Genomic DNA, 14,956 nt, shown 5'->3' on the forward strand with positions numbered 1-14,956 from the left:
GGCGGCTGTCAGGCCGCCGGTCCGGTCTTCGGACACGCTAACGAGGGATAGACGTTTCATGAGCGAAATCGTAGTTCCACAAGCAATCAAGCCCAGGGTTTCCCATTCCAGAGCCACCACGGAGTTGCGGTCCGAGCGCATTCGATCGGCATGGATGTTTCTCGCGCCGACGCTGTTGATCTTGGCAATCGTCGCTGGCTGGCCGCTGTTCAGAACGATCTATTTCAGTTTTACGAATGCGTCGCTGAACGACCTTGGCAATGCGCAGTTCGTCGGCTTTGACAATTATTTGTCTTGGGTGACACTGAAGAGCGGAAGGACCGTCTATCGCGGGCTGCTTGCCGATCCGGTCTGGTGGAATGCCGTCTGGAACACTGCCAAGTTTACCGTCCTTTCGGTGGTAATCGAGACCGTGCTCGGGCTGATCGTCGCCTTGGTGCTGAACGCTCGGTTCTTCGGGCGTGGGATCGTACGGGCCGCAATCCTCATTCCCTGGGCGATCCCAACAATCGTCTCAGCAAAGATGTGGGCCTGGATGCTCAATGATCAGTTCGGCATTCTGAACGATATTCTGCTCGGCTTCGGTCTTATCAGCGAGAAGATTGCCTGGACCGCCAATCTGGAAACGGCGATGATCGCAGTGCTGATCGTCGATGTCTGGAAGACGACGCCCTTCATGGCGCTTCTGATTCTTGCGGGGCTACAGATGGTTCCGGGAGACATCTATGAGGCTGCCAAGATCGACGGCGTCAATCCGGTCAAGGTTTTCTGGCGTCTGACGCTGCCGCTGATCCGACCGGCCATCATGGTTGCCGTGATCTTCCGGATGCTGGATGCGATGCGCATCTTCGACCTGATCTATGTACTGACGCCCAACAATGCTCAGACGAAGACCATGTCGGTCATGGCGCGCGAGAACCTGTTCGACTTCGACAAGTTCGCCTACGGCGCCACCGCATCAACGGTGCTTTTCCTCATCATTGCCTCCGTAACCGTCCTTTATATCTGGCTCGGTCGCGTCAAGCTCGGCGGGGAGGAACGTTGATGCTGCTTTCGATCGCCAAAAATACGCTCTTCTACCTGCTCGTCACAATCATCGTCATCATTGCGGTATTTCCGTTCTACTATGCAATCATCACGAGCCTGAAGACCGGCACGGCCCTTTTCAAAGTCGATTATTGGCCGACCTCGATCTCCTTCGGCAACTACACTTCCGTGATGGGCCAGGGCGGTTTCGTCCGCAGTCTGGCGAATTCCGCGATGATCGCCTGCGTCGTGGTTTCAGCATCGCTGCTACTTTCGATCACCGCTTCCTTCGCTTTGGCCCGGGTGCACTTCCGCGGGCGGGCACTGTTGATGTTGACGATCCTCTCGGTGTCGATGTTTCCGCAGATTGCCGTTCTTGCGGGTCTCTTCGAACTCATCCGCTGGATCGGCATCTTCAACACGCCCTTCGCGCTGATCTTTTCCTACATGATCTTCACGCTCCCCTTCACCGTCTGGGTGCTGACGACCTTCATGCGGGAATTGCCGATTGAAATTGAGGAGGCGGCGATCGTCGACGGCGCCTCACCATGGGTCATCATCACCCAGGTGTTCATGCCGTTGATGTGGCCGGCGCTGGTAACAACCGGACTGCTCGCCTTCATCACCGCCTGGAACGAGTTTCTTTTCGCGCTGACGTTCACGTCGTCGGATACGCAGCGAACCGTCCCGGTTGCGATCGCCCTGCTATCGGGCAACAGCGAATTCGAGATTCCCTGGGGCAACATCATGGCGGCTTCAGTGATCGTCACCGTGCCGGTCGTCGTGCTTGTGTTGATATTCCAGCGCCGGATCATTTCGGGGCTGACCGCCGGCGGCGTCAAGGGTTGAGGGAGTAGGACATGGCAGAAATCCGACTGGAGAATATCCGCAAGAGCTTCGGCGCTTTCGAGGTGATCAAAGGCGTGACGATGGACATCCGCCGGGGCGAGTTCATGGTGTTCGTGGGGCCGTCGGGATGCGGCAAGTCCACGCTGCTGCGGCTTATCTCCGGGCTCGAGGACATCACGTCGGGAACCCTCTCCTTCGACAACAAGACGGTGAACCAGCACGCGCCGTCGAAGAGAGGGATCGCCATGGTGTTCCAGTCCTACGCGCTCTACCCGCATATGACGGTCTTCGACAACATGGCTTTCGGCATGAAACTTTCCGGGAGCACCAGAGACGAATGCCGCCAGCGTGTTGAACAGGCCGCCGGCATGCTGCAGCTCTCACCCTACTTGGACCGCTTGCCGCGACAGCTTTCCGGCGGGCAGCGTCAGCGCGTCGCAATCGGCCGGGCGATCGTACGCGATCCCAAGGTCTTTCTCTTCGACGAGCCGCTGTCCAACCTCGATGCGGCGCTTCGCGTCGCGACGAGGCTGGAAATCGCGAAGCTTCATCGCAGCATGCACAACACGACGATGATCTATGTGACCCATGACCAGGTCGAGGCCATGACGCTCGCCGATCGGATCTGCGTGTTGAGGGACGGCGTCGTCGAGCAGATCGGCACGCCGCTGGAACTTTACGAAAGTCCCAATTCGGTCTTCGTTGCCGGCTTCATCGGTTCACCTAAGATGAATTTCCTCTCGGGCGTGCTGGCGCAACCCTATGATAGCCATACGATTGGTGTGCGCGCAGAGCATGTTCGCATCACGCCCGAGTCGCCCGTTTGGAGCGGCACGGTCATCCATTCGGAAATCCTCGGCGCCGATAGCTTCGTCTATCTGGATATCGGGGCGGATGAGCCGTTCGTCGTGCGGGAAGCCGGTGTCTCCCGCCACGCGCCTGGCCAAACGCTTGGCCTTGTGCCGCTTGCCGGCCACGTTCACCGTTTCGACCGGTCGGGCCGGGCGCTTGAGCGAGCATCCATGCGGGCTGCCTGATTTTCCCAGGGTCGATGTTCCTCCCAAGGCTCGATCCGTTTTAACTATAAGGAGAGAACGACGTGACCATTCGCACCGTTGTGTGGGGTGAGAACATCCACGAGAATAGCAATGAGATCGTCCGGGGAATCTATCCCGAAGGCATGCACACAACGATCGCCAATGCGCTGAACACCGATCCAACTATCTCGGCGACGACAGCGACGCTGCAGGAGCCGGAACACGGCCTCAGCGAAGCCCGTCTTACTGAGACCGACGTACTGACCTGGTGGGGCCACAAGGATCACGGCGCAGTTTCCGACGTCGTCGTCGAGCGTGTCGCCAAGCGCGTCTGGGAAGGCATGGGCCTGCTGGTGCTGCATTCCGGCCATTTCTCCAAGATCTTCAAGCGGCTGATGGGCATGCCCTGCGCGCTGAAATGGCGCGAGGCGGGGGAGCGCGAGCGTCTGTGGACGATCAACCAGCGCCATCCGATCGCCGCCGGTATCGGCGAACATTTCGAGCTTGAGAACGAGGAAATGTACGGTGAGCAGTTCTCGGTGCCGGAACCGCTCGAAACGGTATTCATCTCCTGGTTCCAGGGCGGCGAAGTGTTCCGCTCGGGCCTGACCTGGCGCCGCGGCGCCGGCAACATCTTCTATTTCCGCCCGGGCCACGAGACCTATCCAACCTATCACGACGTCAATGTCCAGAAGGTGCTGATCAACGGCGTGAAGTGGGCCTATAACCCCGAGGGTGCATTGAAGAGCATTACCGATGCCCCAAATGTGCCGGTAGAAACAGCACTGGAGCCGATCGTCGAACGCGGCCCGAGACTGCACCAGGCCGGCGAAGCCGGTTACCGCTGAGAAATTGAAACGCCTTCCTTGGGCGTGGAGACCATGACAGACGGGCGCTATCGGCAAGGGTGTCTGGTGCTTGTGAAAGACGATCGATTTTGCTGCTAACAGTTCGATAAACGACCATGAGGACAAAAATGCGCTTGATCATTCTCGGAACCGGAGGATGGGCAAACACCCATGCCATGAATTTTTCCGAAATCGCTGACGTAAAAATCGTTGCTGCTGTCGATACGGACGAGGTCCGGCTTCGGGCCTTCGCGCTCAGGCATGGTATCCCACTTACTTTCACGTCGCTTGATGACGCGCTTGCCTGGGGAGAGTTTGACGCCGTGACCAATGTCACGCCGGATCGCGCGCATTATTCCACGACAATGAAGATACTCGGCGCCGGAAAGCATGTCCTCTGCGAGAAGCCGCTTGCGGTTAACTACCGCGAAGCCAAAGAGATGGCCGACGCCGCCGCTGCGTCCGGCAAGGTCACGATGGTAAACCTTACCTATCGTAATGTAGCGCCGCTGCAAGCAGCGCGTAAGATGGTGCTGGACGGACGCATCGGCGCGATCCGCCACTTCGAAGCGTCTTATCTCCAGAGCTGGCTGGTCTCAAAGGCGTGGGGCGACTGGACCAAGGAATCGCAATGGCTTTGGCGACTGTCGACAAAGCACGGCTCCAATGGCGTGCTGGGCGATGTCGGTATCCATATTCTCGACTTCGCGGTTTTTGCCGCCGGAAGTGACGTCAAGGCGGCCGCATCGCATCTCAAGGTGTTCGACAAGAGCCCCGGAAATCGGATCGGCGAGTATGATCTCGATGCAAATGACAGTTTCCTGATGATGGCTGAACTCGAAAACGGTGCCGCTGGCGTCATTCACGCAACGCGCTGGGCGACTGGCCATCTGAACGAATTGCGCCTGCGCCTGCATGGAGACAAGGGCGCGCTGGAGGTGGTGCATACGCCTGAAGGTTCGACGCTCAGGGCATGTGAAGGTCCCGACGCGGACAAGGCAATCTGGCGCACGATCGAGGTCGAACCGGTCATCACCAATTTCCAGCGATTTGCAAACGCCGTACAAAAGGGGCAGCCAGATGAGCCGGGTTTCGGCCACGCCGCCAAGTTGCAATTCGTTCTTGACCACGCAGTGAAGACGGCCGGCGCTCTGACTGAACTTTAAGCGAAAGCGCTCCAGTTCAGATCCACCTCTGCAGGTTGCTCGTCTTTTAAGGCGAGGGCACCGGTTACGCGGCCTCCTTGGAACCGGTGCCGACGGCCTCGTACAAATTCCTCGACAGGGAAGTTGCAAAGGGACGCCGGCTTGGTCAGATGCGCCGATTCAGCTCATCTTCGCTGATCCCAAAGTGGTCGAGAATGATGCCGACGTTTCGGCGATGAGATTTGAAATAGACGTCGAAGATATCGCCAAGTAGCGGAACGGTTCCGCCGGCGGCGTCGATCCCGAGATTGACGGCCATGCGTGCGAGCTTGTGGGTGGGAATGCCGAGGCGTCTTGCCTCATCGATGATGAAAAGACCGATGAGGGATGCGGCAATGTCGCCGACGGCCGGGATAAGGCCGAGAATCGAGTCTGCACCGATCCGCACGCCGATGACAGGCAATCTGACAGCGGTATCCATCAGGCGCGCTATGCCGACGGCGCGCCGAATTCTTCCAAGTTCGATGGACGTCAGGTGTTTCGTGCTGGCGGAGGCTGGCATCAGCGACCTTTCGGCGTAAACGACCGTACCGCCCCCTCCAGCGAGGGCGCGGGAAGGATGTCATCGCATTGCTGCGAAATATTCCGACGCAGCGAAAGCCCGGTGCCATGATGATATTCCATGGCCGTGAAACGCGGCAAACCCGATAAGGTTCGCCCGCGAAAGCAAGGATCATCTCTCGTCGGGAACCACGACCAATTTGCCCACGAAGTTCTTCGCCATGAAGTCGGTCTGCGCGCGGTGGAATTCCGACAGCGGATAGACGCCGCCGACGAGAGGCCGGATTTTCCGGCTTTCGATATAGCCGACGATCCGGCGGAAGTCGGCGCGGCTTCCCTGGCTCGAGCCGTGCAGCTCCAGCTGCTTCAGATACATGGTCCGCAAATCGAGCTGAACGACCGGACCGGCGATGGCGCCGGCTGTCGTGTAGCGGCCTTCGGGGCGCAGGATCTTCAGGAGATCGTTGAACAGCGGCCCGCCGACGAGATCGGCGACGACATCGATCGGGTGGCCACGGCTGGCGGAATGGACGGCTTCCACCAGATCGCCCTTGCCGCGGGTCACCACCGCCTCGGCGCCGATATCGAGCATCGCCGCCTCCTTGCCGGGGCCTGCGACCGCGATCGGGATGGCGCCGCGGGCACGTGCGAGCTGGATGATCGCCGAGCCGACGCCGCCCGAGGCGCCGGTCACGAGGACGCGTTCACCGGCGACAAGCCTTGCCCGTTCCAGCATGCGCTCGCCGGTCAGATAGGCGCAGCAGAAGGTGGCGAGTTCGACGTCGGTCAGATCGGTTGCGACGACATGGGCGTTCTCGGCCGGCAGTGCCATGTATTCGGCATAACCGCCGTCGCGGCCATGGCCCATGTAATCGATGTCGGCGAGGCTGTCGTCGTCCCGGTTATAGATCGAGAAGTCGACCATGACGCGTTCGCCGATGCGCGCCGGATCAACGCCGGCGCCGACGCCGACGATATGGCCGACCGCATCGGTGCCCTGAATGCGCGGGAATGTCAGCGTATTGCCTTGCCTGCGCCATGTGGAGACGGCCGACGGATCGTCCTCGGTGCCGTAGGCGCCTTGGCGGACCCAGACGTCGGTATTGTTCATGCCGCAGGCCGTGACGCGGATCAGAACCTCGCCGTCCGTGGGTCTCGGAACAGCCACGTCCATGCTGTAGACGAGCTTGTCCAAACCGCCATGGCCGGTGAGCAATACCGCAGCCATCTTTTCCGGGATCGTCATGCCGCTCTTCTCCCTCAGATGTTCTTGAAGACGGTTTCGATCGCATCCGCCGCGGCCTTGACCACGATGTCGGCCTCCTCGCGTGTCAGGCAGAGCGGCGGGGCGAAGCCGAGGATGTCGCCCTGCGGCATGGCGCGGCCGATGACGCCGCGTTCGAGGAGGGCAGAGGCGACCTGCGGGCCGATCTTGCGGCCGGCATCGAAGAACGTGCGGTCGTCCCTGTCCTCGACGAATTCGATGGCCGCCATCAGCCCGTCGCCGCGGACTTCGCCGACGTTGCGGTGGCCGCCGACGGCCTTTGCGAGTTCCGAACGGAAGTAGGCGCCGGTCGTGCCGGCATTTTCGACAATGCCGAGTTCATCGATCAGTTCGAGATTGGCAATTCCTGCGGCAGCACAGATCGGATGGGCGGAATAGGTCCAGCCGTGACCGATCGCGCCCATCTGATCGGAACCCTGCACCAGGACTTGCCACATCTTGTTCGAAACGATCGTGCCGGAAAGGGGAGCGTAGGCCGAGGTCAGCCCCTTGGCGATGGTGATTAGGTCCGGCTTCATGCCGTAATGATCCGAGCCGAACATCGTGCCGAGACGGCCGAAGCCGGTGACGACTTCATCGGCGACGAGCAGGATGTCATATTTGTCGAGCACGGCCTGGATCTTTTGCCAGTAGGTTTTCGGCGGCGGCACGATGCCGCCGGTGCCGAGGATGGGCTCGCCGATGAAGGCGGCGACCGTTTCCGGGCCTTCGGCGATGATCATCTCCTCGAGCTTGTCGGCGCAATATTGCGAGAACTGCTCCTCGCTCATCGACCGGTCGGGGCGGCGGAAATAATAGGGTGCTTCGGTGTGCAGCACCGGCGCCCGCGGCAGATCGAAGGCATTATGGAAGAGCGCCAGGCCGGTGAGGCTGCCGGTCATGACGCCGGAGCCGTGATAACCGCGCCAGCGCGAAATGATCTTCTTCTTTTCCGGACGGCCGAGGATGTTGTTGTAGTACCAGATGAGCTTGATGTTGGTCTCGTTGGCGTCCGAACCGGAGAGACCGAAATAGACGCGGCTCATGCCGGCGGGGGCGCGGTCGATGATCATCTTCGACAGCGTAATCGAGGCTTCCGTGCCGTGGCCGACATAGGCGTGGTAATAGGCAAGGTTCTTCGCCTGTTCGGCGATCGCGTCGGCGATCTTCTGGCGACCGTAGCCGACATTGACGCAATAGAGGCCGGCAAAGGCGTCGAGGCTTTTGCGTCCTGTCGTGTCGGTGATGTAGACGCCTTCGCCGCCGGCGACGACACGGGTCGGCGTCTCGCCGCGGGCATGCCCACCCATATGGGTCGAGGGATGGAAGAAGTGATCGCGGTCCCAGGCGGTGAGTTCGTTACTTCTATCGAGCATGTCGTAACCTCTTTCTTGAAAATGGGGCGGCTCAGGCGGCCGTGTCGATGCAGAGATATTTGAGCTCGGTGAAGGCCTCGAGCCCATGGCGTGAACCCTCGCAGCCGAGGCCGGACTGCTTCCAGCCGCCGAAGGGAATGGGAGCGCCGGTGATTTTTACGCGGTTGACGGCGACCATGCCGTATTCCAGCGCGCGGCCGAGCCGCATCTGGCGGGCGCCGTTCTCCGTGACGATATAGGCGACAAGACCATATTCGGTATCGTTGGCGCGGACGATGACCTCGTCTTCGGTGTCGAAAGTGGTAACCGCCGCAACAGGCCCGAAGGTCTCTTCGCGCATGATCAGCGCATCCGCCGGCATATCGGTCAGCAACGTCGGCTCATAGAAAAGCCGGCCGGCCTTGTGGCGCCTGCCACCGGTGACGAGCCGTGCGCCATGCGCCAGCGCGTCGGCGACCTGTCCCTCGACCTTGGCGACGGCGCGTTCATGCATCAGCGGTCCGATCTCGGCGCCATCCTCGAGCCCTGGACCAACTTTCAGTTCGGCAATGCGGTCTGCGAAGGCCTTGGCAAAGCCATCGGCGATCCGCCGCTGGACGAAGATCCGGTTGGCGGCAAGGCAGTCCTGGCCGGAGGTTGCAAATTTGGCGTTGACGGCGATCTCGACCGCCTTTTCGATATCGGCGTCGTCGAAGATGATCAGCGGAGCGTGGCCGCCGAGTTCCATCACCAGCCGCTTCAGGGTCGGCGCGCACTGGGCGGCGATCAGCCGTCCGATCCCGGTGGAGCCGGTAAAGCTCATGGCGCGCACGCGGACATCGGCGCACATCCGTCCGACGATCGTTGCGGCATTGCCGGTGACAACGTTGAAGACGCCGGCGGGAATGCCGGCACGCTCGCCGAGCTCGGCAAGGGCCAGTGCCGAAAGCGGCGTCTCGGAGGAGGGGTGGGCGACGACCGTGCAGCCGGCGGCCAGCGCTGCGGCAGCCTTTCGGGTGAGCATGGCAGAGGGGAAATTCCAGGGCGTGACGATGCCGACGACGCCGAGCGCCTCGCGCCTGACGATCATTTCCGCGCCGGGCAGATGGCTGGTGACGCTCTCGGCGTTCAGCCGCTTGCCTTCCTCGGCATACCATTCGACGAAGGAGGCGGCGTAATCGATCTCGCCACGCGATTCAGCCAGCGGCTTGCCCTGTTCGAGCGTCATGATCAGCGCCAGATCCTCCTTGGCGGCAAGCATCAGCTCAAACCATTTGCGCAGGATCGCCGCGCGGCTCTGCGGCAGCATCGCGCGCCAGCCGGCGAATGCCTCCGACGCTGCATCGATCGCCAGCGCCGTCTCATCGGCGTCAAGGCTTGCAACCCAGGCCAGCGTCGCCGAAGAGGCGGGATCGGTGACCTCAAAACTTTTCCCTGATTTGCCGGCGATCCACCGGCCGCCGACATAGGCGAGATCGCGCAGGAGATGACGGTCGGCGAGCCGCGACAGCGCGTCATGATAGGCGGGGCGGGCAAAAACGGCGGTCATATCCATTCTCCTCGTGGCGGTTGACGCAAGTCTTCCACGGGAGCGGGCGAGAGATTGTCTGTTGGCGAATGCGAAAAGAGAGAGATGGTCTAAAGGATGGCCGCCTGGCAGAGAGATTGTCTACGACGCGCTCGGTTCTTCATCGGTGGCAGTGAAGGAAGAGACCGAAAGGACTGTGTCCTCCTTCACCGTCTTGGTGACGATGTAGGTGAAGTAGCGGTCGATGCCGAGTTCGCGGTCGAGAAGCCCGTCGACCAGCCGCTGATAGGCATCGATATCGGGCGCGATGATCTTCAGGATGTAATCGACGCCGCCGCCGACCGACCAGCAGGCGACAATCTCCGGGATCGCGGTCACGGCGCGCTCGAAGCGCTCGAAGTCTGCCTGGCGATGGTTGGCGAGCGTCACTTCCATCATCACGCTGGCGATCGGAGCGATCCGCCGCGGCGCGATGCGCGCGTGATAGCCGGTGATAACACCCGCCTTTTCGAGCTTGCGCAGCCGCATCCAGCACGGCGTCGGCGACAGCCCGGCCTTTTCGGCCAGCGCCAGTTTGGTGATGCGGCCGTCGCGCTGGACGGCGTCGAGAATGCGCAGGTCGATGGCGTCGAGCTTCATGGTGCTTTCTTTAGAAAGAAATCATTTCAAACGCAGGGAAAAGACAATGGGAGCGCATTTTGGCATTGTCAATTGAACTGATTTTCAGCAGTGTTGAAATCATGACAAAGTGGCGCCCCGATCCCTCGCAACTTCGCCGGCCGGCCTATCTCTCGCTTGCCGAACAGATCGCAAGCGCGATCACGGACGGCAAGCTCTCCGACGGCACACAATTGCCGCCGCATCGCAAGCTGGCGGACGATCTGCATCTTTCCGTGCAGACGGTCAGCCGCGCCTATGACGAGCTGATCCGCCGGGGGCTGATATCAGGCGAGATCGGACGCGGCAGCTTCGTCCAGACCAGGCCGCGCGAGCCGGAACCGCCCTATCTGCCGGAACGGCTGGGCGAGGTGATCGATCTGTCGATCCTGAAACCGGTCTGCGAGCAGATCCATTTGGAAAGGCTTCGGCAGGCCTTCGGCTGGCTTTCGGAAAACCTGCCTTCCAGCTCGGCCCTTTCGTTCAGACCGAACATGGTGTTTCCGCGCCACCGCGCGGTCGCCACAGAATGGCTGGCGCGCTGCGGGCTGGAGGTATCGCCGCTGAACATCAGCGTGACGAACGGTGCCACATCGGGCATGACGGTGGCGCTGATGAGCGTCGCCCCGCCCGGCTCGACGGTTGCGACCGAAGCGATCAGCCACCATACGCTCGTTCCACTCTCCACCTATCTCGGTCTGCACCTCGAAGGACTGGCGATCGACGCGGAGGGCATGATCCCCGAAGCGCTGGACGAAGCCTGCCGAAAGGGACCGATCCGGGCCATTTTCCTGCAGCCCTCGGTGATCAATCCGATGGCTGCGCTGATGAGCGCGGAGCGTAGGCAGGCGCTTGCCACCGTCGCTGCCAAACATGATATCGCGATCATCGAAAACGATATTCTCGGCCCGATGGTCGAGGGTCGTGCGCCGCCGATGGCCGCGTTTGCGCCGGAGCGGACACTCTACGTCACGAGCTTCACGAAAATTACTGTTCCCGGCCTGCGGATCGGTTATCTCACCGCGCCTGACCGCTATGTCGCCGCCGTCGCCAACCGGCATCTTGTCTCCAACTGGATGGCGACGCCTGCCATGGCCGAGATCGCCACCCGCTGGGTCAGCGACGGCACGGCGATGGAGCTGGTCAACTGGCAGCGCCGTGCCCTTTTGAGCCGGCACGCGATCGCGGCGGAGATGCTGGCCGGCCTGCCGTACCGGGCGCATCCGCAAAGCCTGCACGTCTGGCTGCCGCTCTCCGGCAATCATACGGAGGACGGTTTCGTATCGCAGGCAAGGTTGCGCGGCGTGGCGATCGCGCCCGGCAAATCGTTCCACACCGCCGATCAGGGCTGGACGCCGGCCGTGCGTATCTCGCTTGGTTCGACGACGGAAAGTGAGTTGCGGACCGGGCTCGGCATCGTCGCCTCATTGGCGCAAGGCAATCCGGAAGAGCTGCTGCTTGCGATCTGATGCCGCTGCCTTGTATTTGAGCGTGTGCAGAATAATTGTCATGGTATTATTTTACGAATTGACATGATTTTGATGGACCGTCATCGTTAGACATTGCTTGTCTCAACAGGGAGAGACATGAATGCTTCCGCCCATCATCCGCATCGACAATATCGTCAAGAAATACGGCCCGCTGACCGTGCTCGACGGCCTGTCGATGAATGTCATGCCGGGCGAGAAGCTGGCGCTGATCGGGCCGTCCGGCTCCGGTAAGACGACGATCCTGCGCATTCTGATGACGCTGGAGACGATCAGCGGCGGCCATATCGAGGTCGACGGCGAACAGCTCTACCATATGCCTGATAGCAGCGGGCTGGTGCCGGCCGATGAACGGCATCTGCATCGGATGCGCGAAAAGATCGGCATGGTCTTTCAGCATTTCAATCTGTTCCCGCATAAATGCGTGCTCGACAACGTGACGCTGGCGCCGATGCTGACGAAGGGCATCAAGCGGCCCGCGGCGGAAAAGCGGGCGATGGAGCTTCTCGATATGGTCGGCCTGGCCGACAAGGCAAAGAGCGTTCCGGCGCAGCTTTCCGGCGGACAGAAGCAGCGCGTCGCCATTGCCAGGGCGCTGGCGCTGTCGCCGAAGATCATGCTGTTCGACGAGGTGACGTCGGCGCTCGACCCGGAACTGGTCGAGGAGGTGCTGAACGTCATGCGGCGGCTCGCCTCCGAGACCGACATGACCATGCTTCTCGTCACGCATGAGATGGGCTTCGCCCATGATTTCGCCGACCGTGTGCTGTTCTTCGACCGCGGCAAGATCGTCGAGGAAGGCAAGCCGGGCGACATCTTTCGCAATCCGACGCAGGAGAGGACGCAGACTTTCCTGCGCAAGATCATTGCGGCGGGGCACCGCGTCTGAACTCAGACATTGCCCGCAAGAACAAAACTCAAGGAAAATCAGAGGAGTTGGGAACGATGAAAACAGGATTTCTTTTGAGCGCCGCCAGCCTGTCGGTGCTTCTGGTCATGACGGCCGCCCCGGCCTCCGCCGCCGATGACAAGCTCGAGCAGCTGAAGGAGCAAGGCTTTGCGCGTATCGCCATCGCCAACGAGCCGCCGTTCACCGCCGTCGGCGCCGACGGCAAGGTGTCCGGCGCCGCACCCGATGTGGCGCGCGCAATCTTCGAAAAGCTGGGCATCAAGGAAGTGGTCGCCTCGATCTCGGAATATGGCGCGATGATCCCCGGCCTGCAGGCCGGCCGCCACGACGCGATCACCGCAGGCCTCTTCATGAAGCCCGAGCGGTGCAACGCCGTCGCCTATTCCGAACCGATCCTTTGCGATGCCGAAGCTTTCGCTCTCAAGAAGGGCAATCCGCTGAAGCTGACGAGCTACAAGGACATCGCCGACAATCCGGACGCCAAGATCGGCGCGCCGGGCGGCGGCACCGAGGAGAAGCTGGCGCTCGAGGCCGGCGTGCCGCGTGATCGCGTCATCGTCGTTCCGGATGGCCAGAGCGGCATCAAGATGCTGCAGGACGGCCGCATCGACGTTTACTCGCTGCCGGTTCTGTCGATCCACGATCTGATGGCCAAGGCAAACGACCCGAACCTCGAAACCGTCGCTCCCGTGGTCAATGCGCCGGTCTATTGCGATGGCGCGGCCTTCCGCAAGCAGGACGTTGCCCTTCGCGACGCCTTCGATGTCGAGCTGAAGAAGCTGAAGGAATCCGGCGAATTCGCCAAGATCATCGAGCCCTACGGCTTCTCGGCCAAGGCGGCGATGTCGACGAGCCGCGAAAAGCTCTGCACCGCGGCGAAGTAATAAAGGGTAAGCAGCCGGCCATGCCATGGGCATGGCCGGATCGTCCTCGAACGATCTCCAGAGAAGAGAAGTGAGCTGCCGATGTCGGGATGGTCCGGCTATCTGACACTGATCCTTGAGGGCGCCCTGGTGACGCTCGAACTGACGATCATGGGGTCTGCGCTGGCGCTGGTGATGGCCTTCCTGGCGGGCCTCGGCCGCCTATCGCGCTTCTTCGCCGTGCGGGCTCTGGCGACGGCTTATATCGAGTTCTTCCGCGGCACCTCGATCTTCGTCCAGCTCTTCTGGGTCTATTTCGTGCTGCCTTTTGCGGGTTTGACCCTGACGCCGCTGCAGGCGGGCGTGCTGGCGCTCGGGCTGAATGTCGGCGCCTATGCGGCGGAAGTGGTGCGCGGCGCCGTCAAGGCCGTCGGGCGCGAACAGTCGGAAGCCTGTATCGCGCTCAACCTTTCGCGATACCAGCGCATGCGCCACGTCATCCTGCCGCAGGCGCTGCCGCTAATGCTGCCGACCTTCTGTAATAATGCGATCGAACTCCTGAAGGGCACGGCGGTCGTCTCGCTGATCTCGCTGACGGATATGACGTTCCAGGCCCAGGTGGTGCGGGCACAGACCGGCAATACGCTGGTGCCCTTCGCGACGATCCTCATCCTCTATTTTCTCATGGCCTCGGCGATCTCCGCGACGATGCGCTGGCTGGAGCGGCGGATGGCGCGCAGCCTCGACGGCATAAGGACCTGATCAGATGGAATGGGATTGGGATTTCGTTTGGCAGATCATGCCGACCCTTCTCGAAGGGTTCAAGATCACCCTTCTCGCGACCATCCTCGGCGCTGCCGTCGCCATGATCGTCGGCCTGGGGCTCGCCATTGCGCGGCGCTCACCGGTCGCCGGCATTTCCAGGACCGTCGCTTTCGTCTCGGAATTCATCCGCGGCACGCCGCTGCTGGTGCAGCTCTACTTCATCTTCTACGTGCTGCCGGATATCGGCATCCGGCTGGCGCCGCTGGTCGCCGGCGTCATCGGCATGGGCATTCACTATGCGACCTATACCGCCGAAGTCTATCGCGCCGGCATCGAGAACGTGCCGCGCGGACAATGGGAGGCGGCCAAGGCCACCAATCTGTCGACGCGCCAGGCCTGGATCCACGTGATCCTACCGCAGGCGATCCCGCCGATGATCCCGGCGCTCGCAAATTACTTCATCGCCATGTTCAAGGAAACGCCGCTGCTTTCGGCGATCACCGTGCTCGAACTCATGAACCAGGCAAAGAGCATCGCCAATAGCAACTACCGCTACATCGAGCCGATGACGCTGGTCGGCGTCTTCTTCCTCGTCATCAGCCTGATCTCGGTGGTGGGTTTGCGCTGGCTCGAGGAACGCTACGCCAGGATGGACGACTGA

The 14,956-nt window shown here is 61.4% G+C and carries 15 protein-coding genes; 10 read left to right on the top strand and 5 right to left on the bottom strand.

All coding sequences use genetic code 11. The features are described from left to right. The first annotated feature begins 58 nt into the window (after nt 1–58). The 5 genes from RWK44_RS02355 (at nt 59) to RWK44_RS02375 (ending at nt 4,926) form a co-directional block, all read left to right on the top strand. Complete coding sequence (locus RWK44_RS02355) at nt 59–1,045, top strand: carbohydrate ABC transporter permease (protein WP_316028314.1); 987 nt, start codon at nt 59–61, stop codon at nt 1,043–1,045. Then, the gene (locus tag RWK44_RS02360; protein WP_131662803.1) at nt 1,045–1,875 is read left to right on the top strand and encodes a carbohydrate ABC transporter permease; all 831 of its coding nucleotides are present in this window, start codon (nt 1,045–1,047) and stop codon (nt 1,873–1,875) included. The genes RWK44_RS02355 and RWK44_RS02360 overlap by 1 nt, the downstream gene beginning before the upstream one ends. Before the next feature lie 11 nt (nt 1,876–1,886). Continuing rightward, on the top strand, nt 1,887–2,912 hold the full coding sequence (locus RWK44_RS02365; RefSeq protein ID WP_316028315.1) for an ABC transporter ATP-binding protein: 1,026 nt from the start codon (nt 1,887–1,889) through the stop codon (nt 2,910–2,912). 62 nt (nt 2,913–2,974) lie between these two features. After that, nucleotides 2,975–3,760 carry a ThuA domain-containing protein gene (locus RWK44_RS02370; protein WP_316028316.1) on the top strand — a complete coding sequence of 262 codons (786 nt, stop codon included), beginning with the start codon at nt 2,975–2,977 and terminating at the stop codon, nt 3,758–3,760. A 128-nt stretch (nt 3,761–3,888) separates the two neighbouring features. Next, nucleotides 3,889–4,926 carry a Gfo/Idh/MocA family protein gene (locus RWK44_RS02375; protein ID WP_077977001.1) on the top strand — a complete coding sequence of 346 codons (1,038 nt, stop codon included), beginning with the start codon at nt 3,889–3,891 and terminating at the stop codon, nt 4,924–4,926. A 145-nt stretch (nt 4,927–5,071) separates the two neighbouring features. Here RWK44_RS02375 and RWK44_RS02380 read toward each other — a convergent pair whose 3' ends face one another. The 5 genes from RWK44_RS02380 to RWK44_RS02400 all read right to left on the bottom strand — a co-directional run bounded on the left by RWK44_RS02380 (nt 5,072) and on the right by RWK44_RS02400 (nt 10,252). Beyond that, on the bottom strand, nt 5,072–5,467 hold the full coding sequence (locus RWK44_RS02380) for a DUF4112 domain-containing protein (RefSeq protein WP_011648837.1): 396 nt from the start codon (nt 5,465–5,467) through the stop codon (nt 5,072–5,074). 171 nt (nt 5,468–5,638) lie between these two features. Beyond that, on the bottom strand, nt 5,639–6,712 hold the full coding sequence (locus tag RWK44_RS02385; RefSeq protein ID WP_131661101.1) for an alcohol dehydrogenase family protein: 1,074 nt from the start codon (nt 6,710–6,712) through the stop codon (nt 5,639–5,641). Between the two features lie 14 nt (nt 6,713–6,726). Beyond that, nucleotides 6,727–8,106: an aspartate aminotransferase family protein gene (locus RWK44_RS02390; protein WP_131662809.1), complete on the bottom strand. Its 1,380-nt coding sequence runs from the start codon at nt 8,104–8,106 to the stop codon at nt 6,727–6,729. A 31-nt stretch (nt 8,107–8,137) separates the two neighbouring features. Continuing rightward, nucleotides 8,138–9,634, bottom strand: coding sequence for an NAD-dependent succinate-semialdehyde dehydrogenase (locus RWK44_RS02395; RefSeq protein ID WP_131662810.1), 1,497 nt, complete (start codon nt 9,632–9,634; stop codon nt 8,138–8,140). A gap of 120 nt (nt 9,635–9,754) precedes the next feature. Beyond that, the gene (locus tag RWK44_RS02400) at nt 9,755–10,252 is read right to left on the bottom strand and encodes an Lrp/AsnC family transcriptional regulator (protein WP_316028317.1); all 498 of its coding nucleotides are present in this window, start codon (nt 10,250–10,252) and stop codon (nt 9,755–9,757) included. A gap of 101 nt (nt 10,253–10,353) precedes the next feature. On the opposite strand from RWK44_RS02400, the gene RWK44_RS02405 reads away from it, so the two are divergent. The 5 genes from RWK44_RS02405 (at nt 10,354) to ehuD (ending at nt 14,956) form a co-directional block, all read left to right on the top strand. Next, nucleotides 10,354–11,739, top strand: a complete 1,386-nt coding sequence (locus tag RWK44_RS02405; protein WP_168281547.1) for a MocR-like ectoine utilization transcription factor EhuR — start codon at nt 10,354–10,356, stop codon at nt 11,737–11,739. 121 nt (nt 11,740–11,860) lie between these two features. Beyond that, on the top strand, nt 11,861–12,646 hold the full coding sequence (gene ehuA, locus RWK44_RS02410; RefSeq protein WP_164563679.1) for an ectoine/hydroxyectoine ABC transporter ATP-binding protein EhuA: 786 nt from the start codon (nt 11,861–11,863) through the stop codon (nt 12,644–12,646). Between the two features lie 56 nt (nt 12,647–12,702). Beyond that, nucleotides 12,703–13,551 (top strand): ectoine/hydroxyectoine ABC transporter substrate-binding protein EhuB, encoded by an 849-nt coding sequence (gene ehuB, locus RWK44_RS02415; RefSeq protein ID WP_168281545.1) that lies wholly within the window; start codon nt 12,703–12,705, stop codon nt 13,549–13,551. Between the two features lie 81 nt (nt 13,552–13,632). Further along, nucleotides 13,633–14,292, top strand: a complete 660-nt coding sequence (gene ehuC, locus RWK44_RS02420; protein WP_020047068.1) for an ectoine/hydroxyectoine ABC transporter permease subunit EhuC — start codon at nt 13,633–13,635, stop codon at nt 14,290–14,292. Between the two features lie 4 nt (nt 14,293–14,296). Beyond that, on the top strand, nt 14,297–14,956 hold the full coding sequence (gene ehuD, locus RWK44_RS02425) for an ectoine/hydroxyectoine ABC transporter permease subunit EhuD (RefSeq protein WP_003550192.1): 660 nt from the start codon (nt 14,297–14,299) through the stop codon (nt 14,954–14,956).

The organism is Rhizobium sp. 25PS6 (assembly GCF_032464655.1).
GTDB lineage: Bacteria > Pseudomonadota > Alphaproteobacteria > Rhizobiales > Rhizobiaceae > Rhizobium > Rhizobium laguerreae.

Bases quoted from the DNA above. Each gene is read 5' to 3' on its own strand.
- ehuB (WP_168281545.1), top strand. From the start codon at position 12,703: ATGAAAACAGGATTTCTTTTGAGCGCCGCCAGCCTGTCGGTGCTTCTG.
- RWK44_RS02360 (WP_131662803.1), top strand. From the start codon at position 1,045: ATGCTGCTTTCGATCGCCAAAAATACGCTCTTCTACCTGCTCGTCACA.
- RWK44_RS02365 (WP_316028315.1), top strand. From the start codon at position 1,887: ATGGCAGAAATCCGACTGGAGAATATCCGCAAGAGCTTCGGCGCTTTC.
- RWK44_RS02380 (WP_011648837.1), bottom strand. From the start codon at position 5,467: ATGCCAGCCTCCGCCAGCACGAAACACCTGACGTCCATCGAACTTGGA.
- RWK44_RS02375 (WP_077977001.1), top strand. From the start codon at position 3,889: ATGCGCTTGATCATTCTCGGAACCGGAGGATGGGCAAACACCCATGCC.
- RWK44_RS02395 (WP_131662810.1), bottom strand. From the start codon at position 9,634: ATGACCGCCGTTTTTGCCCGCCCCGCCTATCATGACGCGCTGTCGCGG.
- ehuC (WP_020047068.1), top strand. From the start codon at position 13,633: ATGTCGGGATGGTCCGGCTATCTGACACTGATCCTTGAGGGCGCCCTG.
- ehuD (WP_003550192.1), top strand. From the start codon at position 14,297: ATGGAATGGGATTGGGATTTCGTTTGGCAGATCATGCCGACCCTTCTC.
- ehuA (WP_164563679.1), top strand. From the start codon at position 11,861: ATGCTTCCGCCCATCATCCGCATCGACAATATCGTCAAGAAATACGGC.
- RWK44_RS02385 (WP_131661101.1), bottom strand. From the start codon at position 6,712: ATGACGATCCCGGAAAAGATGGCTGCGGTATTGCTCACCGGCCATGGC.
- RWK44_RS02355 (WP_316028314.1), top strand. From the start codon at position 59: ATGAGCGAAATCGTAGTTCCACAAGCAATCAAGCCCAGGGTTTCCCAT.
- RWK44_RS02405 (WP_168281547.1), top strand. From the start codon at position 10,354: ATGACAAAGTGGCGCCCCGATCCCTCGCAACTTCGCCGGCCGGCCTAT.
- RWK44_RS02400 (WP_316028317.1), bottom strand. From the start codon at position 10,252: ATGAAGCTCGACGCCATCGACCTGCGCATTCTCGACGCCGTCCAGCGC.
- RWK44_RS02390 (WP_131662809.1), bottom strand. From the start codon at position 8,106: ATGCTCGATAGAAGTAACGAACTCACCGCCTGGGACCGCGATCACTTC.